Consider the following 13,471-nt stretch of genomic DNA (forward strand, 5'->3'; position numbering starts at 1 on the left):
AATCGCTTTTAAACTTGCAAATGAAATTCGCTGATTCCTTTATATTTTATAAAATCACAGACAAAAAATGGCCTGCTCAGCAAAATTCATTAAGACTTTTCAATTACTTCAAATTGTGGATAATCATATTTTTTAAAAAAATTTATTGGACTTTCAACTCAAGACTTTTTAGTTCTGAATTTTTTGAAGTTCCGCCATACAAAACAGTATAGTCTCCTGATTTTAAAATTAAATCATCTGCTTTTTCATCGTAAAATTTAAAAGACTCTTCAGAGATCTTTAGCTGAATATTTTTTGTTTCTTTTGCTTTAATCAAAACTTTTTCAAAAGCTCTTAAAGTTTTTATGGGTGCCAAAACATCGTTATTTCTTTTCACATACACCTGCACCACTTCTTCGCCGTCTCTTTCTGAAGTATTGGTAACTGGAATTGTTATCGTAACATTTTCATTTGAATTGATATTTTTTTTGCTCAATTCAGCATTCCCATAAATAAATTTTGAGTAGCTTAAACCATGACCGAATGAGTATAAAGGATCTTCGGTCATATAACGATACGTTCTTCCCTTCATATCATAATTCTCAAAACCCTGATGCTTGCTTGTTGTTGAAAGTGCATTATCCAATTGCTCAAGATTCCTGTAAAAAGTAATAGGTAATTTTCCGGAAGGATTATAGTCTCCAGCAAGAACATCTGCCACTGCTGTTCCGCTGGATTGTCCACCATACCAAGCATTCACTAGAGCATCATAATTCTTTTCGTCCTGTTGCAAACCAAGCGCACTTCCCGTACACAGAACGAACACAACAGGTTTTCCTGTTTTTCTAAGCTCAGCCAGCAATTGACGCTGAACTTTCGGAAGCTCTATTGAAGTTTTATCACCTCCTTTAAAACCTTCTGCATTAACCATCATTTCTTCCCCTTCAAGGCTTGGAGAAAGTCCGCCGACAAAAACAATTACATCAGCCTCTTTTACTTTTTCTTTTACTGAATTAAAATTCACCGGATCTTTTCGGTACACTTCAAAACCAATACTAACATATTTCCCTTTCTGGCTGTGCCGAAGCTCAACCTGATATTCTTTTCCTTTCTCCATTTTCACCGGAAATTCCGAAGGATGCCTTGCATCGGGACCTTTTCTTGTTGCAATTTCTTTTCCATCGATCACAAGTGTATAAATATCTGATGTTGAAGCAGAAAATATCACCTCACCGGAATAAGTGCTTTTAAAAACACCGGATATTATTGCCGAAGTATTTTCTCTGGCAACTCCCGGAGCAAGCTGGGTTCCGCCAAAACTGTTGTAGGTAATTCCTGTTTTATTAGTCGAAGTATTGACCGGCTTTTCTTTCCATTCATTATTATTAAAAAACTCTACCTTCATTCCCTTTTCACCATTCTTCTGGCTTACAAAATTCTGGTAAAGAGATGTTCTGGACGATGGATCTGCTACTTCGCTTCCTTTTTCATAGATGATTTCAGCATTAGGAAATTTAGCTTTAATTCCACTTAAAATCGTAACCGTTGAAGAAGGCGTTCCGTTGTAGTTTCCAAGCTGCATAATTCCGTCATCAGCATTGGGACCTACAATGGCAATTCTTTTAATATTTTTATTTAAAGGAAGGACATTTCCTTCATTTTTCATCAGTACAATAGACTTTTGAGCCATTTTCAATGCCTGCTCTCTGTGTTCTTTAGAATCTATAGTAGAATAAGGAATATTGTTCCAGTGAACGGAAGATTTAGGATCCAGCATTCCCAACTCAAACCATCCTTTCAGAATTCTTCGCATAGAAACGTCAAGATCTTTTTCTTTAATTAATCCACTTGTCAGAGATTTATTAAGATTATTATAAGTATCCCCGCATTCCAGATCTGTTGAATGTTTTAATGCATCTGCAGCGCTTGTTTTTTCATCGGGGTGTGTTCCATGGTATTTTTCCTGATAAAAATCTGCCAAAGCCCAACAATCCGAAACCACCATACCATCATATTTCCATTTGCCGCGAAGAATTTCATTAAGCAAAGTATTATTCGCGCAACAAGGCTGACCGTCGAATGCATTATACGCACACATCACTTCTCTTACATTTCCTTCCAGAACCAACGCTTTGAAAGCCGGCAGATAGGTTTCATAAAGATCTCTTTTCGAGATTTCGGCATTGTAGGAATGTCTGTTCCATTCCGGACCGCTGTGAACCGCAAAATGCTTGGCACAGGCATGGGTTTTAAAATATTTAGGATCATTTCCCTGCAAACCTTTTACAGCAGCAACACCTAAAACAGAGGTTAAATAAGGATCTTCTCCGTACGTCTCCTGACCTCTTCCCCATCGCGGATCTCTGAAAATATTAATGTTCGGAGTCCAAAAGGTAAGACCTTCGTAACGCCCGGTTTTGCTCGCCTCATCAAAAGATTTATTGTATTTGGCACGGGCTTCGTCAGAAATCATTTCAAAAGTTTTGAGGTGTTCCGGAACATCCCAGGTTGCTGCCAATCCGATCGCCTGAGGGAAAACGGTAGCGGTTCCAGCTCTAGCTACCCCATGAAGTGCCTCATTCCACCAACCATAAGCCGGGATTTCCAATCTGGGAACGGCTTTGGAATTATCCATCATCATTCCGATTTTTTCATCCACTGTTAACAATCCCAGAAGGTTTTCAATCCTTTGCTCAACCGGCAGACTTGGATTTCGAAACGGATATTTATAATTCTGAGCAGAACTAAACACACAAACTATGACTGATATGGTTGATAAAATTTTATTCATATGATTGATTTTAAAGCAATTTTTCATTAAAACGTGCTAAATATTACCTTTAAATATGGTTTTACAATGCGATAAAGACAAATATAAGATTCTATTTTGAATAAATGTATATATTACACTTAATTATAAATGATAAAGAAAAAAAGTCACCGGAATAAACCGGTAACTTTGTGAGAAAGCATATTCTCATTAAATATGAATGAAATTATTGTTTTATAAATTTAGTTTTGATGCTTTCCTCTAAACCGGAAATTTCAATAAAATATACACCTGAAGGAAGTTTTGAAATATCAATTCTGTTTTTACCACGGCTAAGTTTTGTATGATAAGAAACTGTACCTCCTCTTGCATCACTAATTGAATATACGGCATCAGATGACTTCCAATCAACAAAAATTTCATTTCTAGCGGGATTTGGATACAAAATAATATCATTTTTCGCTTCTACTACACTGCTTACTTTAAGTGTAGCAAAGCTCAAAGGGAGAAGGTTATTTGTGTACACATTGTTTTCAGTAAGATATCCCTGAAACGAACCGACTGTTGGTTCATTACCAGCTGTTACTTTATAAAATCCTGTAACCCCGCTTTCTGTTTTCAGTACATATCCTCCCGCAGCTACTTTTACAGACTGATAAACACCATTTATCTGATTGATCGTAATTGCTTTTGGTGTAGATACAGCACCTGATCCTGTGAATGTTTTGCTTCCTGTAGCATTGATTAATACAGGAACATTGGCAGGAATGATACCATTGGAAATCTGCGTGCAAACAACACTTCCGAAACCTGGCTGCATCATATATGCTGTAACTCCCGATGGAATGGCTGCCTGAAAAGGTAAAAGTACGATCCCATATCCATTGAAAGTTCTAGTATATTTTGCAGAACTTGCTGTAAAGCCAAAAGGCACCTGAAAATCTTTACCCAAATCCGAAAGAGTCAGATTCTGACAGGAATTGCCTGAAATTACATTTATATTATTGTTACTGACACTTCCGTTAATATAAAAAATACTGTTACGATTGGAAGAACCACTGTTCCAAGTATCTGCCGATGTGTTTCCTGTAACATCTATGAAATCAATGGATGTATAATATTCATTTTCCAGAGCATCCGTAAGATTGCTGTCTGTAAGCGAGTAAGCTGCTGCAAATTTTGAAGCTCTTTCATTACCAACATTGAAATAAACATCACCAAGAGTGAGGGTGAGAATTGAGCTGTAATTTCCGCTTCGAAGCCCAATAATTCCCTTGCAGCCATACGGAAGAACCGTTCTTGATATATCAAATACCAGATCGAAACTTCCGGAGCCCGGAGCAGGAAATGCTATACTGCCGTAATTATAAGATCTTACTGTCCCATTAGCATCTACATAATACAGCGTCGTATTGGAAGAAGTCGGCAAATTGGTTGTGGTATAATTCAGTATATTAAAAACTAACTTGTTGTAACGGTCATCAAGATTTAAATATCCACTGGTAGCATCTGTATTTGAGCTTATCAATGGGGTGGAATTATAGAAGGTAACTGTCTTTCCGCTAAGCTGGTAATTAATACCAAACGCTGAATTGGTTGGAATCTGAGTTTCAATTTTATTATAATGAACATCACCGCCCGTCATTAAAGATATTGGTCTGTCACCGCTTTTATTAAAAACAAAAGTCATTACACTAGAAGGGCTCACCTGAACCGTCGGACGGAAGCTCGCCGTATTGAAAGAGAAAGGTGATGAGGCCATATTCAAGGATTGTGATGTGGTTGTCTGTGTCCCTGAAGTAGTAAAGAATGGCAGATCAACTTTAAGATCATACGTGCTGGAAGAAGAATTGATAACAACAAGGGTGATCTGGTTTCCGTCCAGCGAGATATAAGAAGATCCTTCCAATGTTCCACCGGAGGTTTCCCATTTTGCATCTATCCTTGTTTTTCCCGTTGTATTTTTAGCATATTGAGATAGAATATATCCTCTTTTGGTCATGTCCCCGGAAACTGTTCCGTATGAGCCGTCTCCCATAAGACCATAGTACCTTTTAGAGCTATAATGAATCCATGCATTTACATTTCCAAGCAATGCATTATTAACACTTCTTGCAAAAGTGAAACCATCCGTATTCCAGGCAAAATCTCGTGGAGCTGAACTACTTGATGAGTTCCAATTGATCAGATATTCTGTCTGCCATATTTCTTTGTTATAATTTTGAAACTGCTTGTACACAGACTGCATTGAGCCATATTGATGACCTCCGTACACCTCAAAGTTAGCCATCACCGCAGGATCCAAAAATGCATTGGCAAAATTATCTGTAAAACCAACACTTTCGGGTGCTATTACCTTGCAATTGATGAGATGTCCGTAATTTTTAACAAAGGTGGCTATTTGTGTCGGAGTCCAGATACACCCTTGATACTGTGCCATTTCATCGGGCTCATTTTGTATAGATATGTAATCTAATGTTACCCCATTATTTTGCATATAAGTTACAAAATTGTTGAGATACAAAGCATAATCCTGATAATTTTCAGGTTTCAGATAGCCTATTTGCTGGACACCGTTTGGATCAGTATAAACAGCATTGACATGGTTATTGGTTTTCCATGCTGCCGGCATTGTCCATGGACTGGCAAAAATGGTAAGACCCATTGATTTAGCAAGCTGGGCCGTTGCAAGAGCAGTGCTCCAATTGCTGCTTTGCTCGGGAATATAAAGGCGCATTATATTATACCCTCCTTCACTCCCTGCACCCCAGAGTTTTTGGATCTCTGTGGTAGTCATATGATTGTACCCAAACTGTGGACTACAAACAAAACCGCCGAAACCTGTAATTTTCTGATAAGCAATATTCTTATCAATTTTTACTTTTGCCTGCACATTTTGTGCATTCAGCTGTACTGAAATTGCAATACCTGTAATCATTACAAGTATTAATTTGAAGATTTTTTTCATAGTAATAAGTTGTTAAATTGTGGTGTTAAATGTGTCTAATGAATAGATTATGATGATTGTTAAGTCGTTATTTCAGCTTCTCTCTGAAAATTATCCCTTCATAAAATTCACCATCATCAATTTTCAACAATTACGCTCTTCATTTATTTTTCTGAATAATCACTTTGAGAAGCTCCCAGGTAACTTGGTTTAAGACTTCCTGTATCAATAAGTATTTTCTCTAAAACAATTCCCGGCTCCAGAACCCTAAATCTCAACGTATGTTTGCCTGGTTGCAAAATCTGATGTTTCGTCACTGATTTAATGATTTGTTCCGACTGCCATTTCCCCAATTCTCCACGGTAATGTCCATTAAAATTAACGGTCTCGGGTTTTTCTCCATCAAATGAAATCTCATAACGCAATCCTTTATTATGATTAAAATTTAAAGTTGGTGCCAACAAAAGCTGAACTTCAAATTCTCCTTTGGATTCAAAATTAATATCATATTCCAGATAAATATTTTCATCGGATTGAGGATAGGCGTTTTGTGGAAAAGTCGTAATTCCTGATTTTGTTTTGCCGAAATCAGGGATCACTTCCCAATGAATCCTGTCTGAATTATTCATCCTCGCAAAGTTTTCCGCTTCAATAGAAACATACCCGCTTCTTTCTGCAAATACTTTTTCTTTCAGTACGTTTGCCTGGGAAACATAAGTCACTTCAGGCATTATATTTATTTTTCCGTCAAACCAGGCTTTATATCCTATCTTCATTTGATCCATCATATGCGTCCATTTTCCTCCGGAAATCTCATTGTTATATTTATTGTCGAGATAAGCATTTCTTTCAAAACAATCTTTCACTTTATCAGCATAGAAGTTGGCCTGAATATCTTTTTTAGCTGCCAGTTCCTTGTTTTTGGCAACAGCGTAATACATTTCATATAAATTGCTGCACGCGTCGATCGGGTATAGAACCAACTGATAATAGGCATCCTGATATTCTGCCGGAATCTGGTCTTTCAAACGTAATGCATCTAATGCCAACGCTCTGTAGTCATTCAATACCATTTCAAATTCATCATAATTCTCAAGACTGAATGTTTTACTGTCAAGCGTTTCCGGAGTTACTCTGCGATTGTATTTTGCATACAGGTTAATCATCCTGGCAATTTCCTTTGAATGTTTTTCTCCAAACTGCTGTGCAGCCCATTTTTCGGTATATTCCAAAAGGTTTTTAGAATTAAATTGTTTCGGATTCCACGCCATTTCCAGGAAAAAGCTGATCGGAAATTCCATTGGTTTTAAGTCACCCACGTTGACCACCCAAACTTTATCTACTTTATGTTCGTACGAAAGATTCATCTGCTCCCAAACCCGTTGAATCGGACTGATATTGATCCACTTAGAATTTCTCGGTCCGCCTACATAATCGAAATGATAATACATTCCGTAACCCCCTTTATGCAAAGGCTTCGAAAGGTCCGGAAGCTTTCTCACATTGCCCCAGTTATCGTCACAAAACAGTAGAATAACATCATCCGGAACTCTCATTCCTTTATCATAGTAATCCTGAACTTCTTTATACAAAGCCCAAACCTGAGGTGTTTTGTCAGCTTTTTTTCCAGTGACATTAGCAATGATTTTGCGCTGGTCCTCTACTATACTTTCCAGTAAAGAAATATTCGTTCCCTCTCCCATTGCTTCATCACCATCGCCGCGCATTCCAACAGTAACGAGTTTTTCCCAGTTTTCACTTCTCATGATTCCCGCTTTCCAGAATTCCTGTAATACTTTGGCGTTTTTAGAATAATCCCACACATTAGGCAAATTATTTCTTTTGATATATCGGTGCCAATCAGTCTGTGCCTGAGCCATCGGTTCATGATGCGAAGTTCCCATTACAATTCCCATTTCATTAGCTAAAGGTCCGCTCAAAGTGTCATCGTCGTAAAATGCTTTTCCCCACATGGCAGGCCAAAGGTAATTGCCTTTCAGACGAAGGATCAGTTCAAAAACTTTTTCATAAAATTTTGAATTAATCCCGCCAAAAGTTGCTCGTGCCCAACTGCCAAGCGAAGGTTCTTCATCATTCAGAAAAATTCCACGGTATTTTACGCCAGGTTCTCCATCGGTGTATATTCCTTTTTTGAAATATAAATTTTCTTTCTTTTCAACCGGAACATCAGCCCAGTAATTCCATGGCGAAACGCCAATCTGCTTCGACACTTCGTAAATGCCATAAATGGTTCCTCTTTTATCGCTTCCTGCAATCACAATGGCTTCCGAAACTCCCGGAAATGGATTGCTGATATTTTGGATAATATATTTTTCTGTTTTTCCGGTTAATGATTTCCCGTCGATCTTTTTTTGTTTAATTAAGTCATCGATCACCGATTTTGTTCCGATGGTTCCGATGATAATTAAAGGAGAATTGACCCCGGAAATCTGATTCAGTATATTGGGCTGTTCACCTGTTACTTTCTGAAAATCTGTTTGCAGGTTTTTTACCGCCCTCATAATTCCTGCATCCATCTGAGCCTTTGCATATAATGAGATTCTGACTGATTTATCTTTCAGAAGAATGGCATCATTGGTTTTTTCTGTTGTGATAAAACGTTCGGTTGCCTGTAGATGACAACAAGCACCAAACAATAGTACAAAGAGAAATAGTATTGGTAATCTGTTCATAATCTCTATCTTTTATCTTATTGAACTTTATAGGTTTAAATTTAATTCGATCAGTTGCGAATCTTACGCAGCCGAAGTGCCTCTCTATTTCTTATTTTTTTTTAAAATCGGCGAATCTCATTCCTCGATTTGAGCGGAAATCCTTTTTGTTTTGATTAAACAAAAAGACTGGGGCCTTCCACAAGCTCAGGATAAACTCAGGAAGATAAAGCTGCCCCAATTATTCCCGCATTAATTCTTCAATACAAATCCACCATTCGGCTGAATTTTAATTTCGTATACTCCTTTTTTATTGATGGAAATCTGTTTTATAAAAGTCGTTTCAGAATGATTGTCATTCATAAGTTCAACCTTTTTGTCTGCCAACATCGGAAGGTTCAGTTTAAGTTTTTTAGGTTTTTTTTCTGCATTCACTCCTGCGACATACCATTTATTCTGATGTCTTCTTGCGATCACCGAATATTTTCCAGGATAGCCATCGATAAAAACCGTCTCATCCCAAAGTGTCGGAACATCTTTGATAAAATCAAGCTGGAATTTCGGCGTATCAGTTAGGTTATTTGGCATTATGGCAAACATCTGAATGGGATTCTGAAAAAGGACAGCAGTGGCTAACTGAAATCCATCCGTAGTCAACCTTCTGTTTTTTTCTTTGTTGGATTTGGTTAAAAATTTATTGAGAAATGTCCCTCCAAATTCCATACTTCCGACCGTATTTCGGATAAAGGGATGTAATGTGGCAAAAAAAGCTTCCTGCTTACGTACCTCTTCCGAAAAATAAAGCATTTCCGAAGCTAGAACGGCTTCACTTCCGGCATAATTCGGGTACATTACTTCCCATCCTCTCGGTAAAGTGGCACCATGGAAAATAATTGTTAATCCAAAATCGTTGGCATCAGATAAAATATCTTCGTACAGACGTATTGTTTCCTGTTTATCTCCTCCAAAGAAATCGACCTTCAAGCCTTTTATACCAGATTCCTGCAGCCACTTCATTTCTTTTTTGCGTTCGACAGAGCTGCTCATCTTATTTCTCGGTCCCATTGGTGCATCATTGGCAGCTCCATTGGAATTGTACCAAAGCATGACACTCACATTTTTAGACTTTGCATACTGAATAAGTTCTTTCATTCTGTCTTTCCCTATATTTTTATCCCATAGCGCATCAATCAGAATAAACTCATAATTAAGAGTTGACGCTAAATCAATAAATTTTGTCTGATCATCGTAATTCATACTGTTGTCCTGCCATAGAATCCAGCTCCAGGTAGAACGTCCGAACTGATATTTTTGTGAAGGCTCGTAAAGCGGTTCTATCAAATCAAAAGGAACAGTAGTTTCCACAATTGGTTTCAACGAATCTCCAATCGTAATCGTTCTCCATGATGTTTTTCCAGGAAGAGAAATCGCAGCTCCCGAACTTCCGAAACCGTTATTTTCTGCCATATGCGGATACGCAACCTGATAAAGATTTTTTTCTGAGGTGGTATTGAGGTGTGAAGCGCAGTATAAACTATTTACTCCTGTCTCCGAAAGTAAGACCCAGCCATCGTTTCCGACATGAAAGAGCCCAGGGAAAACATAACCGTAATCGGCTTTAACCCCTAATTCCGCATCCGCCTTATATCCGCTTTCATAGCTCGGTGCTGTTCGGGCAAATCCGGTCATCGGCTTCATCATCGGTGAGAGAAAGGTCGTCGTTTGATCTGGAAATCTATATCCCGTAATTTCTGATTGTACAACAGCGCTGAAACGGTCTTTCATTGGAGGAATTTCATAACGGAATGCAACATTATTATCGCTGACCTGAAACTCAATTGAAATGTCGAACTGATCTTTATTCATAAAATTAACAGTCAACGCATTCGCTTTATACTGAATCTCTGATTTTTTGATTTTTTCATTGTTATATTTTTTGGAAATTAAATTCATTTTATAGTTGATGAATTTTAAATTTTTAGAAAAATCCGATTCGTTGGTAATTAAACCCAACGGAGATTTATCTATCCCTGTTTTTTCCTGAAAAGTCACAGAGTATAATGCTTTTCCCTCTTCCAAAAATACATTCAGCTTCAGCTGGCCGTCCGGACTTGAAATCTCGGCAATCTGTGCTTTAACTTGTGATAAAAGACAGAAAATTATTAATGACAGAAATAGGAGTGTTGCTTTTTTCATTTTAATTTATTTTGAAAACATCCAATAATCGAAAAACATTATATCTTTTTCCGCTTTGCCATTACACACAAAATAAAGATTATGAATGCCTGTAATTTTGCTGGATATATTAATAGTGACCGTTTCAAAGCGGTCGTCACCACCTGTTAGCGGAACTTTTACGGTTGCGGCTATTGGTCCACTTACACTATCTAAACGAACCTCCATCGTAACACCGCTGTTATGCGTAGTCCCTACTCTTGCAGAAAATGATTGTGCACCTTCTTTTCCAAAATCAACATTTTTTACGCTTGTATAAGCACCATTTTTCTTTGCTTTGATGAAAACTCCCACTGTTTTGTTTTGATAAGATTTTACATTCTCTGACCAGGCTATCATTTCCGCCTGATTAAATGAATAAGGATTAATGGTTGCAATGGCTTCTGTAATACCGTTGGTCATTTTAAAAGGTGAAATAGAACCGTCTGTATTAAAATTAAGCTCCTGAACACTTACCGATCTTGTAAATCCACTTCCACCTGGCAACGCACCATTGTGGTAGAAAAAATATGTTTTTCCTCTGAAATCAATAACTCCGGGATGATTGGTAAAAGATTTTCCTTCCGCAGGCATTATGGTTCCGCCATATTTCCAAGGACCCTGCGCACTTTTGCTTGTGGAATAGCCGATAAATTCTGGAAGCGGGCCTCCAGGCCAGAAAAGATAGTACAAGTTTTTACGTTTGTACAGCCACGGACCTTCCTCATATTTTGTTGGTCTTTCGGGATTTCCTTCTCTTTTACCAAAAGATTCTTCTGTCATCGGAACCTCAACAATATCACCGGAATAGGAAATCATATTTTCATTCAACTTTACATATTTAAGCTTCGGATTTCCCCAATACATATGCGCCTGACCATCATCAAGAAAAACGGTAGGATCTATATCACCCCATTCACTCTGAACAAGCGGTTTTCCCAAAGGATCATGAAATGGTCCAAATGGATTATCGGCAACAGCAACACCAATTGCTCCCTTATTATTTGTCTTGCTGATCATCGGCACATACATGAAAAATTTCCCGTTTCTTTCGATGCACTGCGCTGCCCACGCATCACGTTTTGCCCAATCGAAATCATTGTAGGAAAGGATAACGCCGTGGTCTGTCCAGTTAACCATATCATTGGTAGAAAACACTTTCCAGTTGTTCATGGTAAACCATGTAGAATCGTCTTCATCATGTGTTGTATAAACATATAAACGATCATTGTAAACCATCGGAGCAGGGTCTGCGGTATAGGCAGTCTGAGCGATAGGGTTTTGAGCAGTTACAAGTCCTGTATAACCCGTCAACAAACTACTTATTATAAGTTTTATGGTATTATTTTTCATTTTAAACATTTCTATTTAACCATTATTTTTTCTAATATCAGATCACTTTAGTTTAAGCTAAACGATGAACACTTTAATTTGAACTAAACTTCCACCAATCGAAGTAGAAAAGTTCTTTGTTTCCTTTAAATATAAAGTACATATCATGAACGCCTTTTATGTTTTTTACTGGGGATTTAATCGTTTTGAAGAGATCGCCTTCGGCTTTTCCCGTTACCTCAACAGTCCCTAATAGAGGTCCATCAAGAGTATCAGTGTGTATTTCTATACTTCCGCCACTTATTGAGGCAACCGATACTTCCAGGAATTTTGTTCCTTTCGAAAAATCAACCCCTTGAACTTTGATATAATCTCCATTGTTGATCCATGAAACAACAAGACGATCAGTTATTTTTTTACCGGTATCATAGGGATTGTTCCTTTCCCATTCGGTCATTTTTTCGGTTTTTAAACCTTCACTGTAAGCAATGGTTTCCGCTTCAACTCTATTGTATGGATTTAAAACTGCCATTCTTTGTACACCTTCCGAATTCCAAAACGGTAACTTTTGAATGGTACCATCAGCATTGTAAATCAGTTCGCTTATACAGATGGAACGGCGCTCATAGTGTTTGCTTATTGTCTGTTTCCCTAGATTGTAATTGAAACCGAAAACATAAGATTTTCCTTTGTAATCAATAATTCCTGGGTGATTTCCGTTGGATCGTTTATCGCTGTCCATAATCATTCCCTTGAATTCCCATGGCCCGGTTGATGACTTTCCCATTGCATAACCGATTCCTTCAGGACAGCAGGTTGATGCATATGCCATATAATAATTTCCGTTGCGTTTCCAAGCCCAGGGACCTTCCTGATAATGAAAAGGATCGGGAGTACCCTTCACTTTAGCAATCGATGGGTCCTTTACCATTGGTCCGTCAATAGAAATCATGTCATTATTCAGTTTTACATACCATAAATTTGGATTTCCCCAGTACAAATAGGCCTGTCCATCCTCATCAATGAGGACGGTCGGATCGATATCGTCACTTGAATTTTTTACAAGCGGTTTGCCTATAGGATCTTTAAAAGGACCATACGGACTGTTTGCCACCAAAACTCCGATTCCTCTTTGTCCCGGCATCGGGCAATACATATAAAATTTACCATTTCTTTCTATAACCTGAGGTGCCCACGCTCCGTTTTCGGGATCAGCCCATTTAAAATCTTTTAGAGAAGCTACAATACCGTGATCGGTCCAGTTGACCATATCGGTTGAAGTATATAGCAGCCAGTCTTTCATTTTAAATCCGAATGCATCATCTTCATCGTGACTGGTGTACAGAAAAACAGTATCCTTATAAACCATTGGGGCCGGATCAGCTGTGAATTTGGTCTGAATAATGGGATTTTGTGCAGAAAGCCACGAACCGGCAAATAGTAATCCGATATTTAAAGTATATTTTAAAAGTATTTTCTTTATCATAATTGAGTATCTTTCATTAATCGTTAATAATCTACCTCATTTTGGTATTTTAAGAGTTTAATTATTTTATT

At 37.8% G+C, this 13,471-nt stretch carries 6 protein-coding genes; all 6 read right to left on the reverse strand.

Annotation, left to right across the window (positions count from 1 at the left end; translation table 11 throughout):
• Positions 1-142: 142 nt before the first annotated feature.
• Complete coding sequence (locus J7E44_RS04420; RefSeq protein ID WP_214825969.1) at positions 143-2,770, reverse strand: glycoside hydrolase family 3 C-terminal domain-containing protein; 2,628 nt, start codon at positions 2,768-2,770, stop codon at positions 143-145.
• Between the two features lie 205 nt (positions 2,771-2,975).
• A complete protein-coding gene (locus J7E44_RS04425; protein ID WP_214825970.1) occupies positions 2,976-5,717 on the reverse strand; it encodes a T9SS type A sorting domain-containing protein in 2,742 nt (913 codons plus the stop codon).
• Between the two features lie 143 nt (positions 5,718-5,860).
• On the reverse strand, positions 5,861-8,389 hold the full coding sequence (locus J7E44_RS04430) for a glycosyl hydrolase 115 family protein (RefSeq protein WP_214825972.1): 2,529 nt from the start codon (positions 8,387-8,389) through the stop codon (positions 5,861-5,863).
• A gap of 231 nt (positions 8,390-8,620) precedes the next feature.
• Positions 8,621-10,564, reverse strand: coding sequence for a glycoside hydrolase family 97 protein (locus tag J7E44_RS04435; protein ID WP_214825974.1), 1,944 nt, complete (start codon positions 10,562-10,564; stop codon positions 8,621-8,623).
• 6 nt (positions 10,565-10,570) lie between these two features.
• Positions 10,571-11,935 (reverse strand): glycoside hydrolase family 43 protein, encoded by a 1,365-nt coding sequence (locus J7E44_RS04440; protein ID WP_214825976.1) that lies wholly within the window; start codon positions 11,933-11,935, stop codon positions 10,571-10,573.
• 73 nt (positions 11,936-12,008) lie between these two features.
• The gene (locus J7E44_RS04445; protein ID WP_214825978.1) at positions 12,009-13,400 is read right to left on the reverse strand and encodes a glycoside hydrolase family 43 protein; all 1,392 of its coding nucleotides are present in this window, start codon (positions 13,398-13,400) and stop codon (positions 12,009-12,011) included.
• Positions 13,401-13,471 lie beyond the last annotated feature (71 nt).

Origin of the sequence: Chryseobacterium sp. ISL-6, assembly GCF_018613715.1 — a bacterium.
Taxonomy (GTDB): domain Bacteria; phylum Bacteroidota; class Bacteroidia; order Flavobacteriales; family Weeksellaceae; genus Chryseobacterium; species Chryseobacterium paludis.